The following is a 17056-nucleotide window of genomic DNA, read 5'->3' on the forward strand; positions in this document are numbered from 1 at the left end:
CCGGGCGCCGGGGGGTAGTGACGTGAGTGCGGGGAGCCGCTGGATCAGACGGTGCGGTAGGCGGTCCACATGCTCTTCATGCGCGAGACCTGGCCCGCGGTGAACTGGTACATGCACGAGTCGTACGTGTAGTCCATGAAGTTGTGGATCGGGTCGACGCCCGACTTGGTGGCGCAGGAGTCGCGGCCGGTCGGGCACTCGTAGGCCGGGCTCTTCTCGGCCGGGGTGTCCGAGACGGAGTCGCCGCTGCCCGAGCAGCCGCCCTGGAAGGTGTGGTACAGGCCCATCCAGTGGCCGACCTCGTGGGTGGCGGTGTCGCCCTCGTTGTAGTTGGCGGCGGTGCCGCCGGGCAGCGAGGTGTTGAGGAGGACCACGCCGTCCATCTTGGGCTGGGAGGCGTAGGAGCTCGGGAAGGTCGCCCAGCCGAGCAGGCCGCCGCCGAGGTTGGCGGTGTAGATGTTGAGCGCGTTCTTGTCGCCCTTGCGCAGGGCGTTCTTCATGTCCTTCTCGGCCTGGCTGCCGCTGGACACGTTGTACCAGGAGGCGTTGTCGGTGTAGTCGGTTCCGGCCAGGGTGAACTGGAAGCCGGCGTCGACGTTGCCCGTGCCCTGGCCGCTGTAGGCGGCGTTGAGGACGGCGAGCTGGTTGCTGATGTCCGTGGCGGTCAGCTTGCCGGCGGTGCCGGAGGTGATGACGTGGACGTACACCGGGATGTTCGTGACGGTGGCGGCCGCGCCGACGCCGTAGACCTGCTGCGGGGACAGCCGGACCTCGCCGAGCTTCTTCTTCAGGTCGGCGTCCATGGCCTTGACCTGGGCCTCGGTGACCTCGTTGGGCTCGGCCGCGTGGTCGTGCTGGGGCTTGGCGACACGGGCGTTGGCCGGGGCGGAGCCGTCCTCGGCGCAGATCTCGTCCGCGTGGGGGGCGGCCGCGGCGACCGTGGCGGGCGCGGTCAGGGGGGCGAACGCCAGGGTGGAGGCCAGGACGGCCGTACCCATGAGGCGGCGGCGGAGAAGGGGGGATATGCGGGCGACGGCGCGCACGTTGACTCCTCGGCAAGCGTGGTGGGGGGTGAGGGATTTCCTCACGCTGGCCGGAAGTTTATGTGTGCATGTCATCAAGATGGCAAGTACTCGTAGGTTAAAGATTTGTTGCCGATGTGACGGGTGGGGCTCCTGGTCTGCACCAGGAGCCCCGATTCGCGGCAAATTTGACGGAGGGTCAGCGAACCGGCTGGTCGGCCCGTTCCACCTTCTGGCTGCCGTTCAGCGTGCGGTACGACCGGGCCCAGGAGGAGCTCGCGTCCTGCCGCCGCTTGTCCGAGACCACGTAGTAGTCCATCTGCGAGCGCTCGGCCGTCACGTCCAGCACGCCGTAGCCGTGCGAGTCCATGTCCAGCCACTTGACGTGCCAGTTCGCCGCCTTGATGGCGCCCTCCGCCACGAGCGAGAGGGTGTGCGGCGCGACGTGCAGCATGTCGTCGATGTTGTCGGAGGTCACCGAGGTCACCACGAACTCGGTGGCCGCCGTGCCCGAGCCCGGGTACGTCGCCATGTTCACCGGGACGTCGTTCGCCCACGCCATGTGGATGTCGCCGGTCAGGAACACCGTGTTCTTGATGTTCCGGTCCTTCAAGTGGCCCAGGAGCTCCCTGCGGTCGTCCGTGTAGCCGTCCCACTGGTCCGTGTTGACCGCTATCCCGCCCTCGGGCAGGCCCAGCAGGTGCGCCAGCGGCTTCAGCAGGTGCGCGGGCAGCGAGGCGAAGGCCACCGGCGAGATCATCACCGAGGTGCCGACAAGCTTCCAGGTAGCGTTCGAGGAGGCCAGCCCCGACTTGAGCCAGTCCAGCTGGGCGCGCCCGGTGAGCGTGCGCTCGGGGTCGTCCACCGAGCCGTTGCCGGTCTTGACCTGCTCCGAGCGGAAGGAGCGCAGGTCCAGCAGGTGCAGGTCGGCGAGGGTGCCGAACCGCAGCCGCCGGTAGACGGTACCCGCCGTGGAGGGGCGTACGGGCATCCACTCGAAGTACGCCTGCTTGGCGGCGGCCGCGCGGGCCGCCCAGTCGCCCTCGGTCTCCGGCGTGTGGTTCCCGGCGCCGCCGGACCAGGTGTTGTCGGCGAACTCGTGGTCGTCCCAGATGGCGACGACCGGGTGGGCCGCGTGCAGGGCCTGGAGGTCGCCGTCCGTCTTGTACTTGCCGTGCCGGGTGCGGTAGTCGGAGAGCGAGACGATCTCGTTCTTCGGCTCGTGCTGGCGCACGACGTACTTCGCCTCGGGGTAACCGCCGGTCTGGTACTCGTAGATGTAGTCGCCCAGGTGCAGCACCGCGTGCAGGTCGGTGCGAGCGGCCAGGTGCCGGTAGGCGGAGAAGTAGCCGGACTCCCAGTTGGCGCAGGAGACCACGCCGAACCGGATGCCGGGCGTGGTGGCGTCGGCCGCCGGGGCGGTCAGGGTGCGGCCGACGGGGGAGACGGTGGAGCCGGCGGTGAACCGGTACCAGTACGGGGTCTGCGGCCGCAGGCCGCGCACGTCCGCCTTGACCGTGTGGTCGGAGGCGGCGGTGGCGGTGACGGAACCGCTCGCGACGACCCGGGAGAAGGCCTTGTCCTCGGCCACCTCCCAGCCCACCGCGGTGGCCGGGCCCAGGCCGGAGCCGGGCACCGCTTCGGGAGTCGGGGTGATGCGGGTCCAGAGCAGGATCCCGTCGGGCAGCGGGTCGCCGGAGGCGACGCCGTGGAGGAAGGCGGGCGCGGCCCCCGCCGCGTGGGCCGCCTGGCCGCCGAGGGTGCTGATCGGCGCGAGCGCGGCCGTGGCCGCGGCGGCCAGGACGACCGTACGGCGGCGCGGGTGTGAAGGGGTGAGATGACTGGTCACGGCCGATCATATTACTGATCAGTACGTGGCGGAGAACACCCACGGAACGGCAACGGGCGGGCGAACTCCGAGAGTTCGCCCGCCCGTTGGGGTGGGTCCGGCGGTATGACCGGATCTGTCAGGACATCAGCCGTCAATCCGTCAGGACATCGGCCCGTTAATCCGTCAGGACATCGGCCCGTCGGTCCGTCGTTCCGTCAGCCCGCGAGGGCCTTGTCGATCGCCGCGGTGAAGGCCTCCGGCGTCGCCGGGGTCTCGATCTTCTTGCCGTCCATCTTCAGCGTCGGGGTCCCCTTCACACCGGACTCGTTGAACGCCTTCGACATGTCCATGGCCCACCGGTCGTACGTACCGTCCTGGACCGCCTTCTTGAACTCGGCGTTGTCCTTGAGCGCCGGGACGGTGTCCGCGACCTTCAGCAGGTAGTCGTCCTTGCCGAAGCTGTCGACGGTCTCCTCGGGGTGCAGCTCCTTCGAGTAGAGCGCGCCCTTGAAGTCGAGGAAGGCCTGCGGGCTCACGTTCAGCGCCGCGCCCAGCGCGCTCAGGGCGTTCTTCGAGCCCTCGCCCTTGACGCCGTTGTCGATGAAGGTCGCGCCGATGTACCGGAGCTTGTACTTGCCCGCCTCGACGTCCTTCTTGACCTGCTCGCCGACCGACTGCTCGAAGGTGGCGCAGGCCGGGCAGCGCGAGTCCTCGTACAGCTCCAGGGTCTTCTTCGCCTCGGGCTTGCCGATGACCACGGTCAGGCCGTCCTCGCCCGTGGCGTTCTTCGGCTTGACCAGCTGGGCCTCGGCGGCCTTGTCCCAGTAGCCGGGCTCGTTGGCCCGCACGACCGCGTAGCCGACGCCGCCGGCCAGTGCCAGGACGCCGACGGCCGCGCCGGCCACGACCAGCTGGCGCCGGGCCCTGTCCTTCTTCGCCTGCTGCTCGCGCTCGACGCGCAGCCGCTCGCGGGCGGCGGCCTTGTTCTTCTGGCTGTTGCGTGAACTCATGATGATCTCCGTGGAGGGGTGAGGGGACTGCCGTACGCGCTCAGGCGCCCGAGGGCGCCACGCGTACGGGAGGACCCCGCAGGCCCACGGAATGCGCCGGGAAGCGGGTACGGGCCACCGCGCCGCGGAACACCGTCCGCAGCGCCCGCCCGGCCCGCCCGGGGACCGCCCCGGCCGAGGCCGCCGCCAGCAGCAGCGGCCGGAACGCGAAGGCGGCGACCGCCCGCAGCAGCCGCACCAGGGCCCGCTCGCCGTGCCGCAGCCACGCGGCGGCGACCAGCCCGACGGTGACGTGCGCGCCGAGCAGCAGCCAGGGCGTCCACGGCCCGGGCGAGGCCAGCAGCGCCGCCGGATCCCCGGCGGGCCCGGCCACCTCGGTCAGCGGGCCGCCCACGGGGGTCCCGCCGCACAGCGCGTCCAGGCCCATCGCGCGCAGCGGCCCGGACACCGGCCCGCCCGCCGGGCCGTAGCAGGCGTGCTGCCCGGCGGTCAGGACGGTGTCGGCCGCCAGCTCCAGCGGCACCAGCAGCCCGGCGATCGGGCCGAAGCCCCGCTCCCGGCCGGCGAGCGCGAAGGCGATCGCGAAGACCCCGGCGAAGGCGCCGGCGACCAGCGCGGGCGGCAGCGGGACCCGGGACAGGAGCACGTGGGAGCCGGCCGAGAGCAGCACGACGAGCGCGCTGAACAGCGCGGCCCGCAGCCCCCGGATCCTCACCCCAGATATGTCCATCGTCGCGAGTGTGCCATGACTTCCTGTGGACGAGGGCCCCTGGCCCTGTGAATCAAGGCCCGGAACCCCCTGCGCCCCATGGCTTACGACATGATCCGGCCGTTGCGGAAGAGGTCCACGAAGATCTGGTGGTCGGCGCGGGCCCGGGCGCCGTACGCGTGGGCGAAGTCGACCAGCAGCTCGGGGAAGCCCTCCTCGTCGGCGGCGATGACCGCGTCGATGGCCCGCTCGGTGGAGAAGGGCACCAGGGACTGCCCGCTCTCGGCCTCGTCGGCCGAGGCGTGCATGGTGGCCGTCGCCCGGCCCAGGTCCGCGACCACCGCCGCGATCTCCTCCGGGTCGTCCAGGTCCGACCAGTCCAGGTCCACCGCGTAGGGGGAGACCTCCGCCACCAGCTGCCCGGAGCCGTCCAGCTCGGTCCAGCCCAGCCACGGGTCGGCGTGCGCCTGGAGGGCGCGCTGGGAGATCACCGTGCGGTGGCCCTCGTGCTGGAAGTACTCCCGGACCGCCCGGTCGGTGACGTGCCGGGACACGGCCGGGGTCTGCGCCTGCTTGAGGTAGATCACGACGTCGTTCTCCAGGGCGTCGCTGTGCCCCTCCAGCAGGATGTTGTACGAGGGCAGGCCGGCCGAGCCGATGCCCACGCCCCGCCGGCCCACCACGTCCTTGACCCGGTAGGAGTCCGGCCGCACCAGGGACTCCTCCGGGAGAGTCTCCAGGTACCCGTCGAAGGCGGCCAGCACCTTGTACCGGGTGGCCGCGTCCAGCTCGATCGCCCCGCCGCCCGAGCTGAAGCGGCGCTCGTGGTCACGGATCTCGGTCATGGAGTCCAGCAGGGAGAAGCGGGTGCGGGCGCGGGCCGCGCGCAGCGCCCCCAGCAGGGCGCCGTCGGCCGTGTCCAGGGTGAAGGGGGGCACCACGTCCTCGTAGCGGGCCTCGCGCCCGACCGCGAGCTGGTGGATCCGCTCCCGGTAGGCGGCCGCGTACGTCCGCACGAGGGCGCTGATCTGCTCGTCGCTGAGCGCCTTGGTGTAGCCGATCAGGGCGACGGAGGCGGCGAAGCGCTTGAGGTCCCAGGTGAAGGGGCCCACGTACGCCTCGTCGAAGTCGTTCACGTTGAACACCAGCCGGCCGTTGGAGTCCATGTACGTGCCGAAGTTCTCGGCGTGCAGGTCGCCGTGGATCCAGACCCGGCCGGTGCGCTCGTCCAGGTAGGGCCCGCCGTGGCGCTCGCGCTCCAGGTCGGCGTAGAAGAGGCAGGCCGTGCCCCGGTAGAAGGCGAAGGCGGAGGCGGCCATCTTCCGGAACTTGACCTGGAAGGCGGCGGGGTCGACGGCGAGCAGCCGGCCGAATGCGGTGTCGAACACATCGAGTATCTGCTCGGCGCGCTGTTCGTCGGTGGTCTCGGTGACCGCCATGGCGGATGCCTCCTGGTGCAAGGGGTGGTACGGCTTCTGACCGACTGGACGCCGGACCTGTCTTCCTGGTTCTGCAACGCACGACCGTACCCGTCGGTGCCCGCGGCCTGTCACTCGTGGGACGTAGGATTCGAAGCTGCCGCCCCTCTCTCCTCAGGAGGCCCCCACCGTGACCAAGACGCCGTTCACGCACCTGCACGTCCACACCCAGTACTCGCTGCTGGACGGTGCCGCGCGGCTGAAGGACATGTTCGCTGCCTGCAATGAGATGGGCATGACGCACATCGCCATGTCCGACCACGGCAACCTCCACGGGGCGTACGACTTCTTCCACACCGCCCAGAAGGCCGGGATCACCCCGATCATCGGCATCGAGGCCTATGTCGCCCCCGAGTCCCGGCGCAACAAGCGCCGCATCCAGTGGGGCCAGCCCCACCAGAAGCGGGACGACGTCTCCGGCTCCGGCGGTTACACCCACAAGACGATCTGGGCGGCGAACGCCACCGGGCTGCACAACCTCTTCCGGCTGTCGTCCGATGCCTACGCCGAGGGCTGGCTCACGAAGTGGCCGCGCATGGACAAGGAGACCATCAGCAAGTGGTCGGAGGGCCTGATCGCCTCCACCGGCTGCCCCTCCGGCGAGCTCCAGACGCGCCTTCGCCTCGGCCAGTTCGACGAGGCCCTGAAGTCGGCCTCCGAGTACCAGGACATCTTCGGCAAGGACCGCTACTTCCTGGAGCTGATGGACCACGGCATCGAGATCGAGCGCCGGGTCCGCGACGGCCTGCTGGAGATCGGCAAGAAGCTCGGCATCCCGCCGCTGGTGACGAACGACTCGCACTACACGTACGCGCACGAGGCCGCCGCCCACGACGCCCTGCTGTGCATCCAGACCGGCAAGAACCTCTCGGACCCCGACCGCTTCCGCTTCGACGGCTCCGGCTACTACCTGAAGTCGACCGACGAGATGTACGCGATCGACTCCTCGGACGCCTGGCAGGAGGGCTGCGCCAACACGAAGCTGGTCGCGGACCAGATCGACACCGAGGGCATGTTCACCTTCCGGAACCTGATGCCGAAGTTCGACATCCCGGAGGGCTACACCGAGGTCACCTGGTTCCGCGAGGAGACCATGCGCGGCATGCACCGCCGCTTCCCCGGGGGCATCCCCGAGGACCGCATGCGCCAGGTCGAGTACGAGATGGACACGATCATCTCGATGGGCTTCCCGGGCTACTTCCTCGTGGTGGCCGACTTCATCATGTGGGCCAAGAACCAGGGCATCGCGGTGGGCCCCGGCCGAGGCTCCGCGGCCGGCTCGATCGTCGCGTACGCCATGGGCATCACCGACCTCGACCCGATCCCGCACGGCCTGATCTTCGAGCGCTTCCTGAACCCCGAGCGCGTCTCCATGCCCGACGTCGACATCGACTTCGACGAGCGCAGGCGCGTCGAGGTGATCCGGTACGTCACGGAGAAGTACGGCCAGGACAAGGTCGCCATGATCGGCACCTACGGCACCATCAAGGCCAAGAACGCGATCAAGGACTCGGCCCGCGTCCTCGGCTACCCGTACGCCATGGGCGACCGCCTCACCAAGGCCATGCCCGCCGACGTCCTCGGCAAGGGCATCCCGCTCTCCGGCATCCTCGACCCCTCGCACCCCCGCTACAGCGAGGCCGGCGAGATCCGCAGCATGTACGAGAACGAGCCCGACGTGAAGAAGGTCATCGACACCGCCCGCGGTGTGGAGGGCCTCGTCCGCCAGATGGGCGTGCACGCCGCAGGCGTGATCATGTCCAGCGAGCCGATCGTGGACCACGTCCCCGTCTGGGTGCGGCACACCGACGGCGTCACCATCACCCAGTGGGACTACCCGAGCTGCGAGTCGCTCGGCCTGCTGAAGATGGACTTCCTCGGCCTGCGCAACCTCACGATCATGGACGACGCCGTCAAGATGGTGAAGGCCAACAAGGGGATCGACATCGACCTCCTGGCCCTCCCGCTCGACGACCCCAAGACCTTCGAACTGCTCGGCCGGGGCGACACCCTCGGCGTCTTCCAGTTCGACGGCGGGCCCATGCGCTCCCTGCTGCGCCTGATGAAGCCCGACAACTTCGAAGACATCTCCGCCGTGTCCGCGCTCTACCGCCCGGGCCCGATGGGCATGAACTCCCACACGAACTACGCCCTGCGCAAGAACAAGCAGCAGGAGATCACCCCGATCCACCCCGAGCTGGAGAAGCCGCTCGAAGAGGTGCTCGCGGTCACCTACGGCCTGATCGTCTACCAGGAGCAGGTGCAGAAGGCCGCCCAGATCATCGCCGGGTACTCGCTCGGCGAGGCCGACATCCTGCGCCGCGTCATGGGCAAGAAGAAGCCCGAGGAGCTGGCGAAGAACTTCACGATCTTCCAGGCGGGAGCCCGCAAGAACGGCTACTCCGACGAGGCCATCCAGAAGCTCTGGGACGTCCTGGTCCCCTTCGCCGGCTACGCCTTCAACAAGGCCCACTCGGCCGCGTACGGCCTGGTCTCCTACTGGACCGCCTACCTCAAGGCGAACTACCCGGCCGAGTACATGGCCGGCCTGCTCACCTCGGTCAAGGACGACAAGGACAAGTCCGCGATCTACCTCAACGAGTGCCGCCGCATGGGCATCAAGGTGCTCCCGCCGAACGTGAACGAGTCGGAGTCCAACTTCGCCGCCCAGGGCGACGACGTGATCCTCTTCGGGCTCACCGCCGTGCGCAACGTCGGCCAGAACGTCGTCGACTCGATCATCAAGACCAGGAAGTCCAAGGGGAAGTTCTCCTCCTTCCCGGACTTCCTGGACAAGGTCGAGGCCGTCGTCTGCAACAAGCGCACCATCGAGTCGCTGATCAAGGCCGGGGCCTTCGACGAGATGGGCCACACCCGCAAGGGCCTGGTCGCCCACCACGAATCGATGATCGACAACGTGGTCGCGGTCAAGCGCAAGGAGGCCGAGGGGCAGTTCGACCTCTTCGGCGGAATGGGTGACGAGGGCGGCGGCGACGAGCCCGGCTTCGGCCTGGACGTGGAGTTCTCCGACGTCGAGTGGGAGAAGTCCTACCTGCTCGCCCAGGAGCGCGAGATGCTCGGCCTCTACGTCTCCGACCACCCGCTCTTCGGCCTGGAGCACGTCCTGTCCGACAAGACGGACGCCGGCATCTCCCAGCTCACCGGCGGGGAGCACTCCGACGGCGCCGTCGTCACCATCGGCGGCATCATCTCCGGCCTCCAGCGCAAGATGACCAAGCAGGGCAACGCCTGGGCCATCGCCACCGTCGAGGACCTGGCCGGCTCCATCGAGTGCATGTTCTTCCCCGCGACCTACCAGCTCGTCTCCACCCAGCTGGTCGAGGACACCGTCGTCTTCGTCAAGGGCCGCCTCGACAAGCGCGAGGACGTCCCCCGGCTCGTCGCGATGGAGATGATGGTCCCCGACCTGTCCTCGGCCGGTACCAACGCCCCCGTCGTGCTCACCATCCCCACGGTCAAGGTCACCCCGCCGATGGTGACCCGTCTGGGCGAGATCCTGCGCCACCACAAGGGCAACACCGAGGTGCGGATCAAGCTCCAGGGGCCGCGCACCACCACCGTGCTCCGCCTCGACCGGCACCGGGTCCAGCCGGACCCGGCCCTCTTCGGCGACCTCAAGGTGCTGCTCGGCCCCTCCTGCCTGGCGGGCTAGGCCACCACGGTTCAGAGGCGCGGGCGCCGACGCGTCCGCACGTACGGAAGGGCCCTGCCGGCGACGCCGGCGGGCCCTTCCGTCGTCCGTGCGCGGGCGTCAGTTGTGGCCGAAGCGCTTCTGCTTGCTCTTGTGGGCCATGTCCAGCGGGCTCGGCGACTGGGAGGAGCGCTCCTGCGGCGCCGCCTCGGCCGAACTCCGCTCCTGGGCGGACGAACGCTGCTGCTGCTTCGCGGGCTGCTTCTGATTCTTGTTCTTGGCCATGGAACGCCTCCGTGGGGGGTGTAGGGACCGGGGCCGCCTTCACATTCACACAACCCTACAAACCGCGCATTTTGGATCATTGTCGCGCGTAGCAACCGCCCCTGCCGCCGCCGCCCGGGAGATACGCCACGCCGATGATCGAGTTCCGGCCGTCAACACCCTTGCGGTCGGGCAGACTCGGGGAAAACCTGTGAGGACCCCCACGGAAGAGGGTGGAACGCGTGGACCGCTGCGTCGTCCTGGTGGACGCCGGATACCTGCTGGGCGCCGCCGCGAGCCTCCTCGCCGGGGAACCCTCCCGCTCCCGCATCACCGTCGACCACTCCGCCCTCATCCAGGGCCTGCGCGAGCGCGCCGAGGCCGACACCCAGCAGCCCCTCCTGCGGATCTACTGGTTCGACGGAGCCCCCGACCGGGTGCCCCAGCCCGAGCACCGCCGGCTGCGCGTCATGCCCCGCGTCACCGTCCGGCTCGGCGCCCTGACCCGCAGCGACGGCCGCTGGGCGCAGAAGGGCGTGGACGCCGCCATGCACGCCGAACTCACCGAGCTCGCCCGCAACCGGGCCTGCTCCGACGTGGTCCTCGTCACCGGCGACGGCGACCTGCTGCCCGGCCTCATGTCCGCCAAGGAACACGGAGTCGCCGTCCACCTGTGGGCCGTCCAGGCCGCCGACGGGGACTACAACCAGTCCGAGGACCTCGTCGCCGAAGCCGACGAACGCCGCGTCCTCGACCGCGCCTGGATCACCCGCGCCGTCCGCGCCCGCGACCTCGCCGGACTCTGCGCCCCGCCGCCCGCCCCCCGCCCCGAGATCGCCGCGATCCTCTCCGCGCCCCTGCCCGAGGCGGCCCTCGCCGAAGCCGCCCGCAACGGCACCGCCGCCACCCCTGAGGCCCGCCCGAACGGAGCACCCGTACCGGCGCCCGCCACCGAAGGGGCCAAGCCCGTCCCCACCCCGAAGGACCTCGCCGCACTCCGCGCGCCCTCCCCCGTCCACGCCGCCGCCCCGGCCGGACACGGAGCGCCCAGCCCCGCCGGCAGCGCCCTGCGCTGGTCCTCCGACAAGGGCTGGATCGACCGCGCCGGACCGCTCGGCGAACCCGCCGAGACCGCCTCGCTGCCCACCCTCGCCCAGCTCACCAGCGCCGAGCAGCGCTGGGCCGACCGCGAGGAGGACATCACCACCGTCGGCGGCGACCCCTTCGAGGTCGGCCAGGTCTTCGCCCGGCGCTGGATGGAACGCCTTCCCGAGACCGCCCACCTCCAGAAACTGGCCACCATGTACCCCCGGGTCCCGCACCGGATCGACGGGGAGCTGCTGCGCTACGCCGCCCGCTTCGGGCTCCTCGCCCACAAGGACGACCAGATCGACGAGCACGACCGCTACGCCATCCGTGCCGGGTTCTGGAGGGAGATCGACGTCCGCGCCGCGGCCGAGCACGTCGGCGGTCCCACGGCCGCCGTACCCGGGTCGCCGACGACCCCGGCGGCCGAGTAGCGCCGGAAGCCGCGTAGGCTGCTCCCTCGTGAGTACGGGCACAGCACAGGCAGGACCCACCACGGCAGCGGCCGCGGAGGCCGCTTCGGACGTGGTCTGCGCGGTGCGTGACCTGGTCAAGACCTACCCCGCCGTACGCGGCCGGCGCGGCGCCCCCGCCCTGCCCCGGACCCGGGCCAACGACGGGATCTCCCTGGAGGTCCGGCGCGGCGAGGTCTTCGGCCTGCTCGGCCCCAACGGCGCCGGCAAGTCCACCCTGGTCCGCCAGCTGACCGGACTGCTGCGGCCCGACTCCGGCTCCGTGAACCTGCTCGGCCACGACCTCGTACGCCACCCCGAGCGGGCCTCCCGGCTGCTGGCCTACCTCGGACAGGAGTCCACCGCCCTCGACGAGCTCACCGTCGCGCTGGCCGCCGAGACCACCGGCCGGCTGCGCGGGCTCGCCGTGCGCGAGGCGCGGGCCGCGCGGGACGGCGTACTGGAGGAACTCGGGCTGACCGAGATCGCCGCGCGCCCCCTGAAGAAGCTCTCCGGCGGACAGCGCCGGCTCGCCTGCTTCGCCGCCGCACTGGTGGGGGAGCGGCCGGTCCTGGTCCTGGACGAGCCCACCACCGGCATGGACCCCGTGGCCCGGCGGGCCGTCTGGGAGGCCGTGGACCGGCGGCGCCGGAGCCAGGGGGCCACGGTCCTGCTCGTCACCCACAACGTCATCGAGGCCGAGACCGTCCTCGACCGGGTCGCCGTCGTCGACCAGGGCCGGGTCATCGCCTGCGACACCCCGGCGGGCCTCAAGGCCAAGGTCTCCGACGAGGTCCGCCTGGAGCTCGTCTGGCGCACCGCCCCGCCGCTGGACGTGCCCGAGGTCGCGTCGCTCGCCCCGCTGGCCGCCGAGTCCGGCCGCCGCTGGGTGCTGCGGCTGGGACAGGCCGAGGCCCGCGCGGCCGTCGCCGCCGTGACCGGTGGCCCGGCCTTCGCCGCCCTCGACGATTTCACGCTGGCCACGCCGAGCCTGGAGGACGTGTACCTCGCGCTGGGCGGCCGTACGAAGGGTCTGGTCAAGTCGTGACCACCGCTGCCGCCACCGCCGCCGCCACCGCTGCCGCCGCCCCCGCTCCCGCGGACCTCGCGCCGCGCGCTCGGCTGTTCCCGGCGCTCGCCGCCGTCTACCGGGCCCAGCTGTCCCGGGCCCGGGTCGCCCGGATACCGCTGCTGTTCGTCGCCACCTTCCAGTCCGTCGGGATCATGGTCCTGATGCGGGGCGTGGTGGACGGCGGCTCGGAGGCGCGGGCCGTCGTCGCGGGCTCCTCCGTCCTGGTCGTCGCCTTCGTCGCGCTGAACCTGCTCGCGCAGTACTTCGGGCAGCTGCGGGCCGGCGGCGGCCTCGACCACTACGCCACCCTGCCGGTGCCGCCCGCGTCGGTGGTGCTGGGCGCCGCGGCCGCGTACGCCTCCTTCACCCTGCCGGGCACGCTGGTGACGGCCGTCTTCGGCTGCGTGCTGTTCGGCCTGCCGATGGGCGGGCTGTGGATCCTGGCCGCCGTGGTGCCCCTGGCCGGGGCCGCCCTCGCCGGGCTGGGCGCCGCGCTGGGACTGCTCGCACCGCGCCAGGAGCTGGCCACGCTGGCCGGGCAGCTGGGCATGTCGGCGGCGCTGCTGCTGGGCGTGCTGCCCGCCGAACGGATGCCGGACGTCATCGTGTGGGCGCGGGACCTGCTGCCGTCCACGTACGGGGTGGAGGCCTTCGCGGAGACCTTCGCCCCGCACCCCGACTGGGCGGCGGTCGTCCTCGACCTCGGGGTGTGCGCGGCCGTCGGCGTACTGTCCCTGGCCCTCGCGACCTGGGCGTACCGGAGGGCGGCGGTCCGCTGACGGCCCCGCCCGGACGCCCCTTCCGTTCCGAGACCTGGCACGATGTGGGAGTGACCGAAGCCGTGACCCCGCAGCAGCAGCCGACCGTGTCCCCGCTCCCCGAGCCGGAGGCCGCCGTCACCCCGGCGGACATCCGCGACGGGGCCGCCGCCACCCTCGTGGTGGGCGTGTCCGGGGTACTGCTCGGGCTGCTGTGGACCTGGCTCGCGCCGCGCGTGCAGTACGTCTCCAACGGCGAGGCCGTCTTCCTGCGCAACACCGAGAGCGAGGCGCGGATCGGCGCCGACGGCACCTTCTTCCTGCTGGCCCTGGGGCTCGGCGTGCTCACCGCGGCGGGCGTCTTCCTGTGGCGCCGGCGCGGGGGCGTCCCGCTGGTGATCGGGCTGGCCCTCGGAGCCTGCTTCGCCTCGCTGGCGGGATGGCGGTTCGGGCTGTGGCTCGACCCCGGCGTGAACGTCCCGGCCGCCGCCGCCAAGGCGGGCAAGGGGGTGCCGTTCGACGCGCCGCTGCAACTGCTCGCGCACGGGGTGCTGCTGGTGTGGCCCATGGCGGCCGTGGCGGTGCACCTGGGCCTGACGGCCCTGTGGGGGCCGCGCGACCCCGAGCCGAAGGACGACTGGCACCCGGGGGACACGTACCCCCCGCCGCACGTGCACTCCTCCTGACCGGCGCCGCTCCACCGGCGCCACGTCACCGGCGCTGCTTCGCCGGCGTTACTTAGCCGGCACGCCCTTGGGGCGGGCGATCGGGGCCAGCGTGGCGCCCGTGAGCGTGGTCAGCGCCGCGGGGGCGAGCTCCACCTCCAGGCCCCGGCGGCCCGCCGAGACGCAGATCGTGGCATGCCCCGACGCGGACGCGTCCAGCACCGTACGCAGCCGCTTGCGCTGCCCCAGTGGGGAGATCCCGCCGCGGACGTACCCCGTGGTGCGCTCCGCCAGCGCCGGGTCGGCCATCGCCGCCCGCTTCCCGCCCACCGCGGCCGCCAGGGCCTTGAGGTCCAGCGAGCCGGAGACCGGGACCACCGCCACCGTCAGGGCCCCGTCCACGTCGGCGACCAGGGTCTTGAACACCTGGTCCGGGGAGACGCCCAGGGCCTGCGCCGCCTCCTCGCCGTACGAGGGGTGCGCCGGGTCGTGCTCGTAGGCGTGGGTGGTGAAGTCGACGCCCGACGCGGTGAGGGCGGTGATGGCCGGCGTGCCCGCCGGCTGCTGCTTCTTCTTCGCCACGGGCTCAGTTCGGACTCGTCGGAGCGCGGGTCAGGTCCACCGCCGGCAGGGACGGCAGGTGCCGGATCACGGCCGTCTCGGCACGGAGCAGCTTCAGCTCCTCCGCGAGGCGGGTCGCGGTGTCCGGGGCCTGGAGCAGGCGCTGCTTCGACGGCGTGTCCAGTACGGCGGCGGCCGCCACCAGGTACGACACCACCGACGGCTCGTCCGGCAGCTCCGCCGCGGAGGCCAGCGACCGCTCACGGGCCCCGGCCAGCCGCTTCTGGTAGTTGCGGAAGGCCCGCAGCACCCCTTCGGACAGGGCGCCCGCGCCCTCGCCCGCGTCCTCCGCGAGCTCCTCCAGCTCCGCGACCAGGAACGGCCCCGACGCGTCGACCGAGAGCAGCCGCACCCGGGTCGTGCCGGTGGCCAGCACCTCGAAGCTGCCGTCCTCCCGCTCCCGGATCGTCGCCGCGTCCGCGATGCAGCCCACACGGTGGAACGCCTGGACCGGGTCCGGACCGAAGCCCGCCGCCGGGCCCTTCTCGGGCAGGGCCGTCTGGTCCGGCAGTCCGGGCGCGGTCGGGGCGACCTCCCGGCCGTCGCGGATCGCGACGACCGCGAACCGGCGCGGCTCGTCCTCCCCGGTCTTCAGCAGCTCGCGCATCATGGCGCGATACCGCTCCTCGAAGACGTTCAGCGGCAGCACGAGGCCCGGGAACAGCACCGAGTTCAGCGGGAAGAGGGGCAGGCGAACGGTGGTCACCTGGCACAGGGTAGTGGCCGGACGGCCCGGGCCGTCACCCCCGCCTCAGCAGCCGCGACGCGCCCGCCGCCACCGTCGTGGCCAGGATCCAGCCCAGCAGCACCAGCGCCGCCGACCCCCACTGCCAGCCGCCCTCCAGCTTCCACTGGCCCTGCTGGCCGAGGTCGATCACCGGGAGCAGGAGGTCGAGCGCGTACAGGGCGGCGTCCCACTGCGGGTGCTCGTCCGCCTTGATCGGAGACGGCTCGTGCCGCAGGTACAGCAGGGTGCCCGCCGCCCACAGCACCGCCATCCACAGCGCCGCCCGCCCCGGCCGGTACCCGTAGACCACCGTCCAGTCCTGGAGGTAGCCCCACGCCCTGGCCGCCGGGGGCAGCGTGGCCCGGCGGCGGCGCTGCTTGGCCACCAGCACCTCACGGGCGCCGGCGTCCTCCCCGCCGGCGCGCAGCACGGCGGCGAGCAGCTCGTACGGCCCTGGGGAGTACTCGGGCGTGGCCGCCTCCAGCCATTCCAGGCGGCGCGAGAGCGGGAAGTGGCCCCGGGGCGCGAGGTCCTCGTAGACGAATCCCTCCATGGACACCCGCCCGCGCCCGGGCCAGCTCGTCGACCGGTCGACGAGCTTGACCACCTTCGCGCCGGACACCACCACCCGGCCCGTTTCCGGGGCCTCCCCGACGAACCGCAGCTCGGGCGTCTGCACCCGCCGCAGCGACAGCTCCTGGTCGGGCAGCAGCTCGAAGCGGGCCCCGTGGAAGTCGACCGAGTCGCCGAACCGGCCGTCGTCCAGCCGCAGCCCGCCCCGGCACTCGAAGTGCTGCACCGGCCCGCCGGTCGTGGGGGTCGTGCTCCAGTCGTACGGGCGGTCCGCGTCGCCCGTGGAGGCCAGGCCGATGGAGGTCAGGTACAGGGTCCGCTCGACGGTCAGCGTCGGGGCGTTCAGCGCGCGCCGGCCGTGCGGGTTGCTCAGCCGCGCCCCGCGCAGGCTCATCGAGGCGCCCACCTTCGCCCCGCGCAGGCTCACCTCCCCGTGCGTCTCCAGCATGTCGCCGTGGAAGTCCTGCGCGACCGCCATCCCGTCGGCGGCGACGGCCCGGCCCCGGCCGTCCCGCCGGACCACCGCCCGGCCGAGCAGCAGGTCGGTGCCGATCTGCGCGTCGGTCAGCCGGATCCCGCGCGCCACCCGGCAGCGCGCCAGGTGCAGGTCCCCCTCGGTGTGCAGCCGGGCCCCCTCCAGCCGGGGTATCGCGCAGTTGTCCAGCCGCAGCGTGCCGAAGCGGGTCTCGGAGACCTGGATCTCGCCGTCGAAGCGGCACGAGCGGATCTCCACGTACGGGGCCACCGTGCCACCGGACAGATCCAGCCGCCCGGTGATCCGCGCACCGCGCAGCTTCAGGCACCCGACCCGCCCCGGGACCGGCGCCGGCCCGGCGAGCAGCAGGTGCGCCACCACCTCCGCCCGGACCCGGCGCTCCGGGCCCCAGGCCGGGCCGGAGTGCGGATCGTCCAGACCGGCGGTACGGGCGCCGAGGTCGCAGACGGCGCCCGCCCGGAAGGCCTCCCACATCCGCTGTTCTGCCCCCGTGAGGCCGTCCGGCGGCCCGTCCCCGCGTGCTTCGGTCATGGCAGCCCCCCGCTGTCATTCACGTGTACGAGAACGCTAAGGGGCGGCGGTGACGTCCGGGGCGTGTATCAGCCAGTGATACGGGCGGACGGTCGTGGGAGGCGGTCTG

General features: G+C 72.0%; 14 protein-coding genes. 5 read left to right on the forward strand and 9 right to left on the reverse strand.

Annotation, left to right across the window (positions count from 1 at the left end; genetic code table 11):
- Nucleotides 1–44: 44 nt before the first annotated feature.
- The 5 genes from ACZ51S_RS21365 to ACZ51S_RS21385 all read right to left on the reverse strand — a co-directional run bounded on the left by ACZ51S_RS21365 (nucleotide 45) and on the right by ACZ51S_RS21385 (nucleotide 6011).
- Nucleotides 45–998 (reverse strand): zinc metalloprotease, encoded by a 954-nt coding sequence (locus ACZ51S_RS21365; protein ID WP_468477595.1) that lies wholly within the window; start codon nucleotides 996–998, stop codon nucleotides 45–47.
- A gap of 223 nt (nucleotides 999–1221) precedes the next feature.
- Nucleotides 1222–2871, reverse strand: a complete 1650-nt coding sequence (locus ACZ51S_RS21370; protein ID WP_468477568.1) for an alkaline phosphatase D family protein — start codon at nucleotides 2869–2871, stop codon at nucleotides 1222–1224.
- A 197-nt stretch (nucleotides 2872–3068) separates the two neighbouring features.
- Nucleotides 3069–3863, reverse strand: a complete 795-nt coding sequence (locus ACZ51S_RS21375) for a DsbA family protein (protein WP_388935410.1) — start codon at nucleotides 3861–3863, stop codon at nucleotides 3069–3071.
- A 40-nt stretch (nucleotides 3864–3903) separates the two neighbouring features.
- Entirely contained in the window at nucleotides 3904–4593 is a 690-nt protein-coding gene (locus tag ACZ51S_RS21380; RefSeq protein WP_468802158.1) for a hypothetical protein, read from the reverse strand.
- A gap of 83 nt (nucleotides 4594–4676) precedes the next feature.
- Nucleotides 4677–6011 carry a DUF2252 domain-containing protein gene (locus ACZ51S_RS21385; RefSeq protein WP_468477566.1) on the reverse strand — a complete coding sequence of 445 codons (1335 nt, stop codon included), beginning with the start codon at nucleotides 6009–6011 and terminating at the stop codon, nucleotides 4677–4679.
- Nucleotides 6012–6180: 169 nt separating this feature from the next.
- Here ACZ51S_RS21385 and dnaE point away from each other — a divergent pair, with 169 nt between their 5' ends.
- Nucleotides 6181–9723, forward strand: coding sequence for a DNA polymerase III subunit alpha (gene dnaE, locus ACZ51S_RS21390; RefSeq protein ID WP_468477565.1), 3543 nt, complete (start codon nucleotides 6181–6183; stop codon nucleotides 9721–9723).
- A 99-nt stretch (nucleotides 9724–9822) separates the two neighbouring features.
- On the opposite strand, the gene ACZ51S_RS21395 is transcribed toward dnaE, so the two are convergent.
- The gene (locus tag ACZ51S_RS21395) at nucleotides 9823–9987 is read right to left on the reverse strand and encodes a hypothetical protein (RefSeq protein WP_467888065.1); all 165 of its coding nucleotides are present in this window, start codon (nucleotides 9985–9987) and stop codon (nucleotides 9823–9825) included.
- Between the two features lie 212 nt (nucleotides 9988–10199).
- Here ACZ51S_RS21395 and ACZ51S_RS21400 point away from each other — a divergent pair, with 212 nt between their 5' ends.
- Genes ACZ51S_RS21400 through ACZ51S_RS21415 form a run of 4 tightly spaced genes read left to right on the forward strand, consistent with a single transcriptional unit; the run spans nucleotide 10200 to nucleotide 14020 of the window.
- The gene (locus ACZ51S_RS21400) at nucleotides 10200–11486 is read left to right on the forward strand and encodes an NYN domain-containing protein (protein ID WP_388935397.1); all 1287 of its coding nucleotides are present in this window, start codon (nucleotides 10200–10202) and stop codon (nucleotides 11484–11486) included.
- Nucleotides 11487–11514: 28 nt separating this feature from the next.
- Nucleotides 11515–12552: an ABC transporter ATP-binding protein gene (locus ACZ51S_RS21405; RefSeq protein ID WP_468477564.1), complete on the forward strand. Its 1038-nt coding sequence runs from the start codon at nucleotides 11515–11517 to the stop codon at nucleotides 12550–12552.
- The gene (locus ACZ51S_RS21410) at nucleotides 12549–13355 is read left to right on the forward strand and encodes an ABC transporter permease (RefSeq protein WP_468477563.1); all 807 of its coding nucleotides are present in this window, start codon (nucleotides 12549–12551) and stop codon (nucleotides 13353–13355) included. The genes ACZ51S_RS21405 and ACZ51S_RS21410 overlap by 4 nt, the downstream gene beginning before the upstream one ends.
- A gap of 50 nt (nucleotides 13356–13405) precedes the next feature.
- Nucleotides 13406–14020 carry a hypothetical protein gene (locus tag ACZ51S_RS21415; RefSeq protein WP_468477562.1) on the forward strand — a complete coding sequence of 205 codons (615 nt, stop codon included), beginning with the start codon at nucleotides 13406–13408 and terminating at the stop codon, nucleotides 14018–14020.
- Between the two features lie 48 nt (nucleotides 14021–14068).
- Here ACZ51S_RS21415 and ybaK read toward each other — a convergent pair whose 3' ends face one another.
- From ybaK to ACZ51S_RS21430, 3 genes are read right to left on the reverse strand one after another with little or no spacing between them, the layout of a single operon-like run.
- Nucleotides 14069–14581, reverse strand: a complete 513-nt coding sequence (gene ybaK, locus ACZ51S_RS21420; protein ID WP_468477561.1) for a Cys-tRNA(Pro) deacylase — start codon at nucleotides 14579–14581, stop codon at nucleotides 14069–14071.
- Between the two features lie 4 nt (nucleotides 14582–14585).
- On the reverse strand, nucleotides 14586–15326 hold the full coding sequence (locus ACZ51S_RS21425) for an LON peptidase substrate-binding domain-containing protein (protein ID WP_468961694.1): 741 nt from the start codon (nucleotides 15324–15326) through the stop codon (nucleotides 14586–14588).
- Between the two features lie 34 nt (nucleotides 15327–15360).
- A complete protein-coding gene (locus tag ACZ51S_RS21430; RefSeq protein ID WP_468802156.1) occupies nucleotides 15361–16947 on the reverse strand; it encodes an oxidoreductase in 1587 nt (528 codons plus the stop codon).
- Nucleotides 16948–17056: the final 109 nt, after the last annotated feature.

Source organism: Streptomyces sp. NPDC034043 (genome assembly GCF_055575675.1).

Bases quoted from the DNA above. Each gene is read 5' to 3' on its own strand.
- ACZ51S_RS21365 (WP_468477595.1), bottom strand. From the start codon at position 998: ATGGGTACGGCCGTCCTGGCCTCCACCCTGGCGTTCGCCCCCCTGACC.
- ACZ51S_RS21375 (WP_388935410.1), bottom strand. From the start codon at position 3,863: ATGAGTTCACGCAACAGCCAGAAGAACAAGGCCGCCGCCCGCGAGCGG.
- ACZ51S_RS21380 (WP_468802158.1), bottom strand. From the start codon at position 4,593: ATGGACATATCTGGGGTGAGGATCCGGGGGCTGCGGGCCGCGCTGTTC.
- ACZ51S_RS21385 (WP_468477566.1), bottom strand. From the start codon at position 6,011: ATGGCGGTCACCGAGACCACCGACGAACAGCGCGCCGAGCAGATACTC.
- ACZ51S_RS21395 (WP_467888065.1), bottom strand. From the start codon at position 9,987: ATGGCCAAGAACAAGAATCAGAAGCAGCCCGCGAAGCAGCAGCAGCGT.
- ACZ51S_RS21430 (WP_468802156.1), bottom strand. From the start codon at position 16,947: ATGACCGAAGCACGCGGGGACGGGCCGCCGGACGGCCTCACGGGGGCA.